9 protein-coding genes and 4 pseudogenes are annotated in these 14,918 nt (G+C 70.5%); 5 read left to right on the top strand and 8 right to left on the bottom strand.

Annotated elements, in window-relative coordinates; genetic code table 11:
• Nucleotides 1-28: 28 nt before the first annotated feature.
• From F1642_RS07370 to F1642_RS07335, 8 genes and pseudogenes are all read right to left on the bottom strand, one after another.
• Nucleotides 29-1,345 (bottom strand): pitrilysin family protein, encoded by a 1,317-nt coding sequence (locus F1642_RS07370; protein WP_194885904.1) that lies wholly within the window; start codon nucleotides 1,343-1,345, stop codon nucleotides 29-31.
• Entirely contained in the window at nucleotides 1,342-2,775 is a 1,434-nt protein-coding gene (locus tag F1642_RS07365; RefSeq protein ID WP_194885903.1) for a pitrilysin family protein, read from the bottom strand. Before F1642_RS07365 ends, F1642_RS07370 begins: the two co-directional genes overlap by 4 nt.
• Before the next feature lie 174 nt (nucleotides 2,776-2,949).
• On the bottom strand, nucleotides 2,950-4,170 hold the full coding sequence (locus F1642_RS16445) for a cytochrome P450 (RefSeq protein ID WP_194885902.1): 1,221 nt from the start codon (nucleotides 4,168-4,170) through the stop codon (nucleotides 2,950-2,952).
• A complete protein-coding gene (locus tag F1642_RS07355) occupies nucleotides 4,167-4,685 on the bottom strand; it encodes a DUF3035 domain-containing protein (RefSeq protein ID WP_139598632.1) in 519 nt (172 codons plus the stop codon). The genes F1642_RS16445 and F1642_RS07355 overlap by 4 nt, the downstream gene beginning before the upstream one ends.
• Before the next feature lie 30 nt (nucleotides 4,686-4,715).
• Nucleotides 4,716-5,345, bottom strand: coding sequence for a signal peptidase II (gene lspA / locus F1642_RS07350; protein ID WP_045982480.1), 630 nt, complete (start codon nucleotides 5,343-5,345; stop codon nucleotides 4,716-4,718).
• A 65-nt stretch (nucleotides 5,346-5,410) separates the two neighbouring features.
• Nucleotides 5,411-6,998: pseudogene (gene purH / locus F1642_RS07345) on the bottom strand (bifunctional phosphoribosylaminoimidazolecarboxamide formyltransferase/IMP cyclohydrolase).
• Nucleotides 6,999-7,059: 61 nt separating this feature from the next.
• The gene (locus F1642_RS07340) at nucleotides 7,060-7,236 is read right to left on the bottom strand and encodes a hypothetical protein (RefSeq protein ID WP_157001474.1); all 177 of its coding nucleotides are present in this window, start codon (nucleotides 7,234-7,236) and stop codon (nucleotides 7,060-7,062) included.
• A gap of 60 nt (nucleotides 7,237-7,296) precedes the next feature.
• Nucleotides 7,297-8,548: pseudogene (locus tag F1642_RS07335) on the bottom strand (RsmB/NOP family class I SAM-dependent RNA methyltransferase).
• A gap of 93 nt (nucleotides 8,549-8,641) precedes the next feature.
• Between F1642_RS07335 and F1642_RS07330 the strand changes: the two are divergent.
• The 5 genes and pseudogenes from F1642_RS07330 to F1642_RS07310 all read left to right on the top strand — a co-directional run bounded on the left by F1642_RS07330 (nucleotide 8,642) and on the right by F1642_RS07310 (nucleotide 14,914).
• The gene (locus F1642_RS07330) at nucleotides 8,642-8,818 is read left to right on the top strand and encodes a DUF1674 domain-containing protein (RefSeq protein WP_042251299.1); all 177 of its coding nucleotides are present in this window, start codon (nucleotides 8,642-8,644) and stop codon (nucleotides 8,816-8,818) included.
• Nucleotides 8,819-10,148, top strand: a pseudogene (locus F1642_RS07325) (amidase).
• Nucleotides 10,087-11,432, top strand: a pseudogene (locus F1642_RS07320) (aminotransferase class I/II-fold pyridoxal phosphate-dependent enzyme). Before F1642_RS07325 ends, F1642_RS07320 begins: the two co-directional pseudogenes overlap by 62 nt.
• Nucleotides 11,433-11,436: 4 nt before the next feature.
• Nucleotides 11,437-14,016 (top strand): DNA translocase FtsK, encoded by a 2,580-nt coding sequence (locus F1642_RS07315; protein WP_194885901.1) that lies wholly within the window; start codon nucleotides 11,437-11,439, stop codon nucleotides 14,014-14,016.
• A 37-nt stretch (nucleotides 14,017-14,053) separates the two neighbouring features.
• Nucleotides 14,054-14,914 (top strand): DUF2268 domain-containing putative Zn-dependent protease, encoded by an 861-nt coding sequence (locus F1642_RS07310; RefSeq protein WP_194885900.1) that lies wholly within the window; start codon nucleotides 14,054-14,056, stop codon nucleotides 14,912-14,914.
• The last annotated feature ends 4 nt before the right edge of the window (nucleotides 14,915-14,918 follow it).

Here is a 14,918-nt window from a genome sequence, read left to right as displayed (position 1 = left end):
GGGGCGCGGCGCCACCGCTGTTGTCGGCTCAGTTGGTGACAGGGTCCGATTCGATCCCCTCGGGGCGGCCGACCAGCACGAAGCGCAGCCGTTCGGGGTCCAGCAGGCGCTGCGCCACGCGGGACACGTCCTCGGACGTCACCGCCTCGACTTTGGCATTGCGGGTATCGATATAGTCGATCGCGAATCCGATCAGCTGCATGCCTGCCAGGATCGATGCGATGCGTCCGTTCCCGTCGAACCGCAGGGGATATTCCCCGGTCAGATAGGTCTTGGCATCGGTCAGTTCCTGGTCCGTCACGCCCTCGGCCATGCGGGCCCATTCGGCGCGGATCAGCTCCACCGCCTCGGCCGTGGTGGCGTTCGATCCCGACATGCCGCCCTGCCAGGTCTGGCCGTACAGCCCCGTGGCCAGCGCCGTTCCCACGCCATAGGTCAGCCCGCGCTTCTCGCGGATCTCCTCCATCAGGCGAGAGCTGAAGCCCCCGCCGCCCAGGATGTGGTTGGCAACGAAAGCCGCGAAATAATCGGGGTCGTCGATCGGGATGCCCGGCCCGGCAAAGGCCACCACGGTCTGCGGACTATCCCAATCGATGACCGTCGTGCCGCCGGTCACCTGCAGCTCCGCCTGCTCGGGCAGGGGAGCGGTCGCCTGTTCCGGCAACCCGCCCAGGATGCGGTCCAGCAGCAGCCCCAACTCCTCGGCCGAGATGTCGCCCGCCGCGCCCACGACGACCCGGTCGCGCGCCAGTACGCGGTTCTTGGCCGCCACCAGGTCCTGCCTGGTCAGGGCCGCGACGCTGTCCGCCGTCCCGTTGATCGAGGTCGCATAGGGATGCGCGCCCCAGGCCAGCGCCGCCATCTCCTTGGCGGCGATGCTGTTCGGATCGGTCGCCTCGGACCGGATCACCGCCTGCACCTGTCCGCGCACGCGGGTCAGCGCATCGTCGTCGAACCGCGGCTGCGCCAGCGCCTGGGCCAGCAGGTCGGCGGCGGCGTCGCGGTTCTCGGTCAGGGACTGGAAGCCCACGGACACCGTGTCGTCGCTGGCCGAAAAGGACAGCCGCGCGCCCAGGTCCTCGACCGCCTGGGCGAACTGCGTGGCGCTGTTCGACCCGGCGCCCTCCTCCAGCAGCGCGGTCATCATGTTGACCGCGCCGCGCTTGCCCTCGGCGTCCATGCTGGCGCCGCCCCGGAACTGGATGTCCAGCGCCACAAAGGGGATGCTGTCGTCCTGGACCAGCCAGGCCTTGATCCCGCCCGGAGAGGTGACGTCCTGGATCTCGATCGCCTGCGCCGGCACGGCCAGCAGGGCAAGAACGGTGGCGATTGCGGCACGGATCATCCTTGCACCTCGGTCTGTTCGTCGGGGGTGGCCGGGGCCGGTTCCTGGGTCGCGGCGGCCTCCGCCTCTGCGGGGGCGGGCAGCAGCCAGCCGGTCACGGCGGGCGCCTGCAGCACGTCGCGGGCGGCGGCCATCACGTCCTCGGCGGTGACCGCGTCCAGGATGTCGGGCCAGTCATTCACGTCCTGCACGGTCAGGCTGGTCGACAGCCCCTGGCCATAGTCATAGGCCCGGCCATGCGCCGAATCGCGCGAATAGATCTCCTCGGCCCGGATGCGGGTCTTGACGCGCTCCAGGTCGACCTCGTCCGGACCCTCGGCCAGAAACTGCGCCAGCGCCTCGTCCAATGCCGCTTCGGCCTCCTCGGGCGGGGTGCCCTCGGCCGGAACCAGCGACAGCATGAATTCGGTCCGGTCCAGCGACAGCCCGTCATAGCTGGCCCCCGCCCACAGCGCGGTTCCCGGCAGGGTCAGCTGCTGCGCCAGATACGAGGTCTGCGACGACCCGCCCAGCAGCGCCGCCAGCACGGTCAGCGCCGCCGCATCCTCCTGCGCGCCCGGATCGCGCTCCGCGGCCAGCACGGTGCGGATCATCCGGGGCTGCGCAACGCGCGGGTCCGACATCTCCAGCCGCCGCGCGGTCCGCTTGGGCGGCTCTTGCGGGCGGGTGCGCGGTTCGGCCTCGCCCTTGGCGGGGATGGCACCGTAATGCTCCTCGGCCAGGGCGCGCGCCTCCTCGGGGGTGACGTCGCCGGCGATGACCAGAACGGCTTCGTTCGGCGAATAATGCGTGTCGTACCAGGCGACCGCGTCGTCGCGGGTCAGCGCCTCGATCTCGTCGCGCCAGCCGATGATCGGCCGGCCATAGGGGTGGTTGTCATAGACGACCGCGTTCAGCTCCTCGGCGAACAGGGCGGCGGGGTCGCTGTCGACGCGCTGCGCACGCTCCTCCAGCACGACCTGGCGTTCGGCCTGCCAGTCCTCGTCGCGGATGTTCAGGTTGGCCATGCGGTCGGCCTCCATCCCCATCACCAAGGGCAGGCGGTCGCTGGCGATGCGCTGGAAATAGGCCGTGAAATCCCACGATGTGAAGGCGTTGTCGCTGCCGCCGTTCGCGGTCACGGTCTTGGACAGCTCTCCGGGCTCTAGCGTGTCGGTGCCCTTGAACATCAGGTGTTCCAGATAGTGCGCGATGCCGGACTTGCCCGGCACCTCGTCCGCCGCGCCGATCTTGTACCAGACCATCTGCACCACGACGGGCGCGCGCTCGTCCTGGATGACCACCGTCTCCAGGCCGTTGGGAAGGGTGAAATGGGTGACGCCGTCGGGCATCGGGGCGGCGGCGTCCTGCGCCAGGGCGGGCAGGCCGGTCAGCGACGTGCCAAGCGCCAGGGCCACGGCCAGGGCGGAACGGGATGCGGAAAGACGCATGGGTGGAGCAACCTCCTCTTGCTGAGGGGCAACTTGGACTTCAGGGGCAAGCCGCGCAAGCCACGCTCGCGGGAATGTGCAGCGCCGGCGGCAGGGGTCGCGGCGCCAGCCGCACGCCCGGACGGCCCCCTCGATGGGGGCGGGCCGGGCGACCCGTTCCGACCCGCGCGCCGGTCAGGCGGTCAGACGCACCGGTAGGGACAGCGGCCCATGCGCCTGCAGCCCCTGCTTCCACCGCACTGGCCCATCCACCGCCATCCCCGGCGCGCGGGCCAGCAGGGCCGTGAACAGCGTCTCCATGTTCAGTCGCGCCAGATTGTTGCCCAGACAGACATGCACGCCTGCGCCAAAGGCCAGATGCACGTTCGGACGGCGGGTGACGTCAAAGCGGTCGGCATCGGCAAAGGCTTCGGGGTCGCGGTTGGCCGACGCGTAAAGCAGCCCGAACAGCGTGCCCTTGGGCCAGTCCCGCCCGCAGATCGTCAGGTCCTCGGACGCATAGCGGTGAAAGAACGGCAGCGGCGCGGCAAAGCGGAACATCTCCTGCACCGCCTGCGGCATCAGGTTCGGCTGCGCGCGCAGCAGCGCCGCCTGGTCCGGGTGATCCAGCAGCGCCACCATCCCCGACCCCAGCACGTCGATGGTCGATCCGTGCCCCGCATGCAGGATCTGCATGATCGTGGCGATCAGTTCGTCATGGGTCATCAGGCCCGCCCGCTCTGCCTCGATCATCGCGGACATCAGGTCGTCGCGCGGGCGGGCGGCGCGTTCGGCGTGCAGGTCCTCCAGCAGCGCCGCGAACAGGCGCGTGGCCTCCTCGGCGCGGGCCTTCTTGGCGGGCGTCCGGTCGATGTCGAAATAGCTGACCACGTGATCGGACCATTCGGTCATCTGCGGGGCCAGCGCCGGGTCCGTGCCGATCAGGTGGCCGATCACCTGCCCCGGCAGGTGCGCCGCCAGATCGGCGATGAAATCGATCCGCCCCTGCGGGACCAGGCGATCCAGCGCGGCATCGACCCAGGCCGTGACGAAGCCGCGCATCCCCTCCAGCCGGGTCCGGGTAAAGAACGGAAACACCGCGCGGCGCAGCCGGTCGTGATCCGGCCCGTCCGTGTCCAGCATCGAGGTCTGCACGAAGCGTTCGTGGAACGGCATGTCGTGGAAGTTGCCCGCGACCTGCATCGCGCGCACCTGTTCGGGCGGGGCAAAGGCCGCGGGCGCGCGCACCATGCGCCGGTCCAGCGCGATGGCGCGCACATCCGCCATGCGCGATGCCAGTTGGCCACCGAAGCCCGGCCAGAGGGGCAGGCCCGGCTGCGCCCTGAGCGCCGCATAGGCGGGCCAGGGATCGGCCCCGAAACCGGGGTCCGTCGGGTCGAAGACGGCGGTGCTCACTCTGCCGCGGGCGCCGGCGCGGTCGAGGTGATGGCCCCGGCGCGCTGCCAGCGCCGCTGTTCGCTGACGGGGTCCAGCGCCATTGGCGCATAGGCGCGCTGATAGACCGGCGTGCCCATGATGCGCTCCAGCGGGCGGCGGCCGTTGCGGGCCCGCCATTCGGCGTCCGATTGTGCAAGGCGTTCGCGGATCTGCGGGTCGGTGCCCGCGCGGGCGGCCTGCGCGACCAGCGCTTGGTCCGCGGCCCCGATGCCCTGGTTCGCCAGGCGTTCCGGGTTGCCGCCCAGGGCGGCGACCGCGTCGCCGCGGGGGTTCGGATCGGTGATGTTCGCGCCGCCCGGCGTGGGTGCGGGCAGCACCGCCAGATCGGGCGGCATCGACAGCGACCGCGTGGGCAGGATCGCGAATTCATCCGGCCCCACCTGGCCCGCGCCGATATTGTTCAGCGTCCCGCCGCCACAGGCGGAAAGCCCCATCGCGGCCGCAAATCCGATCACCAGCGCGCTTGTCCGCATGTCCTGCCCCCTTTGGTCCGTTGCGCCGTTCTAGCCCGGTTTTCCGTCGCCGTCACGACCCTGTTGGTCGGCGGGCGCGAACAGGTCGGGCTGGCGCGGACCGGCGGGCGGCGGCGAAGGCACCTTGGGTGCCGGACGCGCAGGCGGCTTGGGCGCCGTGCGCTGTGTGCGGGGCTTTGCCGGGGCGGGGGTTTCTGTCGTCTTGGGCTGCGGCATCAGCACCAGCCCCAACGCGCCCGCAAAGATCGAGATGTCGGCCACGTTGAAGCTGTAGGGGTTCTGCCAGCCCGGCAGCGACATGTTCAGGAAATCGGCCACCGCACCATAAAGAACGCGGTCCACCACGTTGCCCAGCGCGCCGCCGATCAGCAGCCCGGCCGAGATGCGGGCGAACCGCCCCAGGCCCGCGCGCCAGACCCAGATCCACACCCAGGTGCAAATGACCAGCGCCACCCCGATCAGCACCCAGCGCATGATGTCCGTATCCGACGCCATCAGGCCAAAGTTCACGCCCTGGTTCCAGGCCATGCGCAGGTTCAGCCAGGGGGGGAACACGTCGATCGACCGCACGCGGTCCAGGTCCAGCATGTGGACGACGACGTATTTCAGCGCCTGGTCGGCCAGAAAGATCGCCAGCGCGACCCAGATCACCGGCCGCATGTCGCTGCGCGCGGGCTGGGGTGCCGGGCGCGCCTTGCGGGCGGCGGGTTTCGCGGGCGCGGCCATCAGTGGCGGAAGTGACGCTGGCCGGTCAGGACCATCGCCAGCCCAAGGCGGTTGGCCGCCGCGATCACCTCGTCGTCGCGCATCGAGCCGCCGGGCTGGATCACCGCGCGGGCGCCCGCCTCGGCCAGGGCCTCGATGCCGTCGGCAAAGGGGAAGAACGCGTCCGAGGCCACCGCCGCGCCGTTGGTCAGCGGTTCCGACAGGCCCAGGACCTGGGCCATGTCCTCGGACTTGCGCCGCCCGATGCGGGTGCTGTCCACGCGGCTCATCTGGCCCGCGCCGATGCCGACGGTGGCCAGGTCTTTGGCATAGACGATGGCGTTGGATTTCACGTGCTTGGCGACGGTCCAGGCGAACATCAGGTCGGCCAGCTCCTGTTCCGACGGCTGGCGGTCGGACACGATGCGCAGGTCGGCGCGGGCCACATGGCCGTTTGTCGCGACCCTGGATCAGCATGCCGCCCGACACCTGCCGGAAGGTCAGCCCGCCCGCGCGCGGATCGGGCAGACCGCCCGTGGTCAGCAGGCGCAGGTTCTTCTTGGCGGCAAAGATGCGGCGCGCGTCGGCGTCGGCATCGGGGGCGATGACGACCTCGGTGAAGATCTTGACGATCTCCTCGGCGGTGGCCCCGTCCAGCGGCTGGTTCAGCGCGATGATGCCGCCGAAAGCGGAGGTGCGGTCGCAATCAAACGCCCGCTTATAGGCCTCCAGCGCGGTCGCGCCCTGGGCCACGCCGCAGGGATTGGCATGCTTGATGATCGCGCAGGCGGGGCCCTCCGCCGGGTCGAACTCGGACACCAGCTCGAAGGCGGCATCGGTGTCGTTGATGTTGTTGTAGGACAGCTCCTTGCCCTGATGCTGTTTGGCGGTGGCAACGCCGGGGCGCGCATCGCCCGTGACATAGAAGGCCGCCTGCTGGTGCGGGTTCTCGCCATAGCGCAGCCCCTGCGCCAGCGTGCCGGCGAAGGCGCGGCGGCGGGGCGTGGCCTCTCCGATCGCATCCGCCATCCAGGTGCTGACGGCGGCGTCATAGGCCGCGGTGCGGGCATAGGCCGTCTGCGCCATCCGCTGCCGGAAGGGCAGGGTGGTCCCGCCGTTGGCGTCCAGTTCGGCCAGAACGGCGTCGTAATCCTGAACGTCCACGACAACGGTGACAAAGCCGTGGTTCTTCGCGGCGGCGCGGATCATCGCCGGGCCGCCGATGTCGATGTTCTCGATGCAGTCGTCATGGGCCGCGCCCTTGGCGACGGTCTCCTCGAACGGATAGAGGTTCACGACCAGCAGATCGATCGCGCCGATGCCATGCTCCTCCATCGCCGCCACGTGGTCCGCGTTGTCGCGCAGCGCCAACAGGCCGCCATGCACCGCCGGATGCAGCGTCTTGACGCGACCGTCCATCATCTCCGGGAAACCCGTCACGTCTGCCACGTCGGTCACGGACAGGCCCGCGTCGCGCAGGGCCTTGGCGCTGCCGCCGGTGGACAGGATCTGGACGCCCCGCGCATCCAGGGCACGGGCGAAATCGATCAGGCCGGTCTTGTCGGAAACGGAGAGAAGCGCGCGTCGGATGGCGACGGGGTCGGACATGGGGGCCTCGTGTCTCTGGGTGACGCCCAATTACCGAAACCCCCGCCGAAGGTCCAGCGCCTCAGCGCTTGCGCGACGAGAACAGCTGCTGCGCCAGCTGCACCGCCGCCACGACCATCACGGCCGTGCCGATCCCCGAGGCAAGGCCGCCCGCACCCTTGGCCGCCGTGCTGGCGCCGCGCGTGCGCAGGACGGCCTGCGCCAGTTTAAGTCCCATCGCGACAGTGGTCAGCCTCATCTGGTCATCCTTTCATCCGCATTCGCGGAAGGAAGGCGCAAGGCGGCCCGACGGTTCCGTTCAGCCGGGCTTGCGCAGGCAGGCCATGTAGAACCCGTCCATCCCGCCCCGGTCGGCCCAGTAATCCGGGCGCAGGCGCAGGCCGCCCTCCTCGGTGATCCAGGCGGGGTCGATGCCGGGCAGGTCGATCCGCGCCAGATCCGGGCGTTCCACGATCAGGCCGGGATGGCGGACCAGCACCTCGTCGATCTGGACCTCGCCCTCGTCGGGGATCAGCGAACAGGTGGAATAGACCAGCCGCCCACCGGGCCGCAGCACCGACAGCGCGTGATCCAGCAGGGTCGCCTGCAGCTCGATCAGCTCGGCGATGCCGTGGCCCGTCGCGGATGAAGGGCAGGTCGGGATGGCGGCGGATGGTGCCCGTGGCGCTGCAGGGCGCGTCCAGCAGGATCGCGTCGGGTGCCACGTCGGGGCGCCAGTCCAGCACGTCGGCCGCGACCAGATCGGCGGTCAGCCCGCAGCGGGCCAGGTTCTCGGTCACGCGGCGCAGGCGCTGTTCGCTTATGTCCACGGCGGTGACATGGGCACCGGCCGCCGCCAGCTGCAGCGTCTTGCCGCCGGGCGCCGCGCACAGGTCTGCGATGCGTTCGCCGGGCCGCGGGGCCAGCAGGCGCGCGGGCAGGGCCGCGGCGGCATCCTGGACCCACCACTGGCCCTCATCGAACCCCGGCAGGGCAGTCACCTGCGCCGGACCCTGCAGGCGCCACGACCCGGTGGGCAGCGCATCGGCGCCCGGCACCGGGTCCGCGCCGGGCTTCATCGTCAGGTCCAGGGGCGCGCCGCGCTGATGGGCGGCCTCGATGGCGGTCATCACCGCGTCGCCGTAAGCTTCGACCAGCGGGCCGCGCAGCCATTCGGGCAAAGGTTGCGGTGCCAGATCGGCCCAGCCCTGATACGCGCCCGCCTTGCGCAGGACCGCGTTGACCATGCCCGCCGCCGCCTGGCCGCGCGCGCCCAGCGTCCGGGTCAGGTCGACCGCCGCACCCACGACGCCGTGGGCAGGGGCGCCCAGCTCCAGCATCTCGACCACGGCCAGGCGCAGCACGTCAGCGATCTGGGGGGCGGGCCTGCGGTTCACGAAGGCGTCGATCACCACGTCCGCGCGACCCTGATGGCGCAGCGTCTCGACCGCCAGCCGGGCCGCCCGGGCCTGTTCGGCAACCGGCAGCGCGCGCAGGCTGCCGGACTGGTCCGACAGGGACCGCCCGTCGCGCACGCCCTGGATCAATCGCAATGCGCCCTTGCGCGCCATATCGCCGCCCGGCTTTGCCAAAACGCTTTCCTTTGCCTAAGTGATGTTCAACACTGTTCCGCGACCCCTTACGCCCATTCGGAGGATCTTTCCATGAGCGATGACACCCCCGCCCTGCCCGCCGCCGCACAGCGCGCCCTGGCCGAGGCCGAGGCCCGCAGGAAACAGCAGGCCGGGCAGATCCTGCCGGTCGAATACGGCGGGCGCGACGGGCCAGAGCCGGTCCGCTATGGCGATTGGGAAAAGGGCGGAATCGCGGTGGATTTCTGAATGGACTGGTTGCGGGCATCGGCCACCCAGCAGGGCCGCGCCATCATGGCGGGGGTCCTGGACCCCATCGACCAGACCGAGGCCTATCTGGCCGCCGCGAAGGATCACCCCGACTGCGCGCGCATCTATGCCCGCCTGACCGCCGCCCGCGCCCGGTCCGAGGCCGTGGCCGCCCATGACCGCGCGAAACAGGAACGCCGCCACAGCCTGCTGGACGGCGTGGCCATCAGCTGGAAAGACAACATCGACAGCGGCGGCACCGTGACCGAGGCCGGATCGCGCCTGCTGGAGGGGCGCGTGCCGCGCAAGGACGCCAACATCCTGGCGCGCGCGGCCCGTCGCGGCATGGTCTGCCTGGGCAAGACCCACATGACCGAACTGGCGTTTTCCGGGCTGGGGCTGAACCCGCGCACGGCGACGCCGCCCAATGCGCTGGACCCGGACCTGGCGCCGGGGGGCTCTTCCTCCGGGGCGGCGGTGTCGGTGGCGCTGGGGCTGGCGGCGGCGGCGGTTGGCACCGACACGGGCGGGTCCGTCCGCGTGCCCGCGGCGTGGAACGGGCTGGTGGGGTTCAAGCCCACGCATGGCGCGCTGCCCGAAAAGGGCGTGGTGCCCTTGGCGCGCAGGTTCGACATCGCGGGCCCCATCGCCCGCAGCGTCGAGGACTGTGCCCAGATCTTTGCGATCATGGCCGACCAGCGGGCCCCCGACCTGGACGGCGCCAGCGTGCAGGGCCTGCGCCTGATGGTGCTGGAGGGGCTGCCCTTCGACGACGCCGAATCCGGGCCGGTGACGGCGTTCCAGGACGCGGTGGATAGGCTGGGTCGGGCCGGTGCGCAGATCGCGCACGTCTCGACCGACTGGCTGGACAAGGCCATGGCCCTGTCGCCGCAGCTGTTCGCCCCCGAGGCCTATGGCATCTGGCGCGCCCAGATCGAGGATGCGCCGGAACTGATGTGGCAGCCCATCCTGGAGCGGTTCCGCGGCGGGGGCAGGGGTCAGCGCGCCCGACTATGTCGCGGCATGGGAAAGCCTGGCCCGCGTGCGCCGCAAGTGGATCAAGGAGGTCGTCGGCGGATACGACGCCGTGCTGCTGCCGACGGTGCCGATCCTGCCGCCCGCGACCCAACGGCTGATGACCGACGGGTCGGAATTCGTGCGCGCCAACCTGCTGACCCTGCGCAACACCCGGATCGCGAACCTGCTGGGCCTGCCCGCGATCACCCTGCCCACCGGGCACCCGGCCTGCGGGATCAGCCTGCTGGGCCATGCCGGTCAGGACCGGCATCTGCTGCGCGTGGCGGCGGGGGCCGAGGCCGCGCTGGCGTGACCGGGTCTTTGCTGGACGCAAGGCCCGGATCACGCTAATGTTTCCGCCAAGGAACGGGGCGCAGACCCTGAAAAGCGAGGCAGAGATGGCATTCCCCGAGCGGTTCTCGAACCTGCCGGACTACGCGTTCCCGCGTTTGCGGGCGCTGTTGTCGGATATCGAGCCGGGGTTGGCCCCCGGCGAATCCCCCATGATCCTGACCATCGGAGAGCCCCGCCACCCGATGCCCGGTTTCGTGGCGCAGGTGATGGCCGACAGCCTGCACGAACTGGCGAAATACCCCCCGAACGAGGGCGCGCCCGAACTGCTGTCGGCGATCGGCGGCTGGCTGGACCGCCGCTATGGCCTGGACGTTTCACCTGACCGGCTGATGGTGCTGAACGGCACGCGCGAGGGGCTGTTCAACGCGGCCCTGGCCCTGTGCCCCGAGACCAAGGCCGGCCAGCAGCCGATCGTGCTGGTGCCGAACCCGTTCTATCAGGTCTATGCGGTCGCCGCCGCCGCGGTGCAGGCGCAGGCGCTGTTCGTGCCGGCCACGCCCGCCACGGGCAACCTGCCCGATTACGCGGGGCTGGACCCGGCGCTGCTGGACCGGGTGGCGCTGGCCTATCTGTGTTCGCCCGCCAACCCGCAGGGGCGGTGGCCGACCGCGAATACCTGGAAACGCTGGTGACCCTGGCCGAGAGGCACGATTTCCTGATCCTGGCCGACGAATGCTATTCCGAGATCTGGCGCGACGCGCCCGCGCCGGGTGCCCTGCAGGTCGCGACCGCGATGGGCCTGCCCGACCGGGTGGTGATGTTCAACTCGCTGTCCAAGCGGTCGAACCTGCCCGGCCTGCGGTCTGGCTTCGCCGCGGGCGGTCGCGCCCAGATCGCCCAGATGCGGCGGCTGCGCAACTATGCGGGCGCGCCCCTGCCGCTGCCGGTGCAGCGCGTCAGCGCCGCCGCCTGGTCGGACGAGGATCACGTGGCCGCCAGCCTGGCGCTGTATCAGCAGAAATACCGCATCGCTGATGAGATCCTGGGCGACATCCCCGGCTATCTGCCGCCGGAGGGCGGGTTCTTCCTGTGGCTGCCGGTCGCCGACGGAGAACAGGCCGCGCGGACGCTGTGGGCGCAGGCGGGCATCCAGGTGCTGCCCGGCGCCTATCTGTCGCGCGACGTGAACGGGATCAATCCCGGCGCGGGCTTCATCCGGGTGGCGCTGGTGGCCGATGCCGACCAGACGCGCGCCGCGCTGACCCGCCTGCGGGCGGTCCTACATGACGAAACGGGGGGCTGAGATCATGGCAAGCTGGCAGGCGAAACACCGCGACCCGCTGTTCGACCAGTCGACCCAGGCCGCCCTGGAACGACGCGGCAAGGAGGCCATCGGCGCGGGGCTGATCGTGCTGGGCATCCTGATCGCGATGATGCTGGGCAGCTGGTCGCCCGACGATCCCAGCTTCGGGTCGGCCACCGACGCGCCGGCGCAGAACATGCTGGGCGGGATCGGGGCGATGATCGCCTCGGCGCTGATCATGATCGCGGGCATGGGGGCCTGGATGCTGGTCGTCGCGGCCTGGGTCTGGGGCCTGCGCATGATGCTGCACAAGGGCGAGGAGCGCCTGATGCGCGGCATCTTCACCCCGATCGCCGTGGCCCTGGTGTCGATCTATGCCAGCACGCTGATCCCCGGCCCCGAATGGCAGCAGAATTACGGCCTGGGCGGCCATTTCGGCGACATGGTGATGGGCGCGATGCTGAACCTGCTGCCGATGAAGGCACAGCTGGGCATCCGCCTGGCGGCGTTGCTGGTCGCGGTGGCCGTGGTCGCGGCGGCGGCTTTCGTCCTGGGCTTCGACCGGACCGAGGTCGCGGCCCTGTGGCTGCGGTTCCGGCAGGGGCTGGCGACGGCGCTGCACGGGACGGTTCTGGCGGGATCGGCCGCCGCCGGCGCGGCGCAGCGCCTGCGCCAGCCGCGCGCCGAGGGCGCCGCCCCCCGCAAGGCCGCACCCGCCGCCCGCCGCCGTTCCGCCCCGCCGGCATTCGAGCTGGAATCCGAGATGCCCGAGCCAGAGCTGATCGAGCGCGATTCGGATTACGAGGGCGCCGCCCCGTCCGAGGCCGAGGTCCGCGGCCGCATCAGCGACGCCATCCGCACCAGCACCGCCAAGTCGTCGGTGCTGAAGGCGGTCGCGTCCCGGCTGGCCCGCGAGGGTGCGCCAGCGACCCCCGCCCCCGAGGAGCCGGTCGACCCGCGCCCCTTCGGCGCCGAGACGCCGCGCCAGATCATCGCCCCCGCCAAGCGCGCCGAACCCTCGCGCAGCGCGCGGGCCGAGGCCGAGCCCGCCCTGCGGTTCGACGACAGTGGCAGCCCCGCCTATGAGCGGCCGCCGCTGGCGCTGCTGTCGGCGCCATCGGACAGCGACGTGGTGCCCGTGTCCCACGAGGCGCTGATGGAGAACGCCCGCATGCTGGAGGCGGTGCTGGACGATTACGGCGTCAAGGGCCAGATCACCGAGGTCCGCCCCGGCCCGGTCGTGACGCTGTACGAGCTGGAACCCGCGCCGGGCCTGAAGGCCAGCCGCGTGATCGGCCTGTCCGACGACATCGCCCGGTCGATGTCCGCCCTGTCCGCGCGCGTCAGCACCGTTCCCGGCCGCACCGTCATCGGGATCGAACTGCCCAACGCCAAGCGCGAAAAGGTGCTGCTGCGCGAGATCTTCGCCTCGCGCGCCTTCGGCGACGGCACGCAGCCGCTGCCACTGGCGCTTGGCAAGGACATCGGCGGCGATCCGGTCGTGGCGAACCTGGCCAAGATGCCCCACCTGCTGATCGCGGGCACCACCGGGTCCGGCAAGTCAGTCGCGATCAACACCATGATCCTGTCGCTGCTGTATAAGCTGACGCCGGACGAATGCCGGCTGATCATGATCGACCCCAAGATGCTGGAACTGTCCGTCTATGACGGCATCCCGCACCTGCTGTCCCCGGTCGTCACCGACCCCAAGAAGGCCGTCGTGGCGCTGAAATGGGTCGTGGGCGAGATGGAGGACCGCTATCGCAAGATGTCCAAGATGGGCGTGCGCAACATCGAGGGCTATAACGGCCGCGTCACCGAGGCCCTGAAGAAGGGCGAGATGTTCAAGCGGACCGTCCAGACGGGCTTTGACGAGGATACCGGCGACGCGATCTGGGAGACCGAGGAGTTCCAGCCCGAGACCTTCCCCTATATCGTCGTGGTCGTCGACGAGATGGCCGACCTGATGATGGTCGCCGGTAAGGAGATCGAGGCCTGCATCCAGCGCTTGGCGCAGATGGCGCGGGCCTCGGGGATCCACCTGATCATGGCGACGCAGCGTCCATCGGTCGATGTCATCACCGGCACGATCAAGGCGAACTTCCCCACGCGGGTCAGCTTTCAGGTCACCTCGAAGATCGACAGCCGCACCATCCTGGGCGAGCAGGGGGCAGAGCAGCTGCTGGGCCAGGGCGACATGCTGTATATGGGCAACGGCGCGCGCGTCACCCGTATCCACGGTCCCTTTGTCAGCGACGAGGAGGTCGAGGAGATCGTGACCCACCTGAAATCCTTTGGGCCGCCCAGCTACAAGTCGGGCGTGGTCGAGGGCCCCGAGGACGACAAGGCCGACGATATCGACGCGGTGCTGGGCCTGGGCGGCGACGGATCGGACGATGCGCTGTATGATCAGGCCGTGATGATCGTGGCCAAGGACCGCAAATGTTCCACCAGCTATATCCAGCGCAAGCTGGCCATCGGCTACAACAAGGCCGCGCGCCTGGTCGAGCAGATGGAGGAGCAGGGCGTTGTCAGCAGCGCCAACCATGTCGGCAAGCGCGAGGTGCTGGTCCCCGAGGTCTGATGACCGCGGTAGGGACCGGCCAGAACGGGATGTGGCCATGACGATCTGGCAGTTGCACATGCTGAACGCCCGCAGCGCCCTGACGCCCGTCATGGCCGAGATCCGCGCCCATGCGCGCGAGATGGTGGCGATGGCCGAGGCGCATCTGGACCTGCCCCGGTTCGATCTTGTGGTGCGGGCGGGCGACGGGGTGATCCCCGAATGGGGTATCGCGGGCCACGCCCCGGCCCCCGGCATCATCGAGATCACGCTGGACCCCGACCGGGTCGAGCCCGAGCATTTCCGTCGCACCCTGATCCACGCATTGCATCGCCTGACGCGGTGGGACGGGCCGGGATACGGTCGGTCCCTGGGCGAGGCGTTGGTCAGCGAGGGACTGGCGGGACATTTCGTCCAGCAGGTTCTGGGCGGGCCGCCCGACCCTTGGGATCAGACGCGGCCGGGGCTGGGCACGCTGAAGCAGGCCGCGGGGCTGTGGGCGCGCCGCGACTATGATCAAGGCGAGTGGTTCCTGGGGCGTGGGCGGATGCGCAAATGGACCGGCTATGGCATCGGGCACCGCCTGGTGGCCGAGCACCTGGCGCAGGTCGAGGGGCAGGATGCGGCATCGCTGGTCTGGCAGCCCGCGGACGAGTTCCGCGCGGCGCTGCGGCGCCTGATGGCCGCCGAGGGGATCGAGGACGCCTTCGATCCCGAAGATGTCGTCCGCGACGATGCCGCCGCCGAGCCGGAAGCGGCCATCGAAGATGCGCCGGTCCGCGACGATCCGGGTGACGCTGACCCGGTGGAACAGCCTGCGACGGACAGCACCACCGCAGCGGTGGCGGATGACGAAAGCGCGCAGATTGCGTCCCGCGACGCCGGGGGGCAGGCCCCCCGGACCCCCCAGGACGGCTGAGGGC

It is taken from the genome of Paracoccus sp. NBH48 (genome assembly GCF_015390265.1).
Classification (GTDB): domain Bacteria; phylum Pseudomonadota; class Alphaproteobacteria; order Rhodobacterales; family Rhodobacteraceae; genus Paracoccus; species Paracoccus marcusii.
This window is presented reverse-complemented; position numbering and strand designations above follow the sequence as displayed.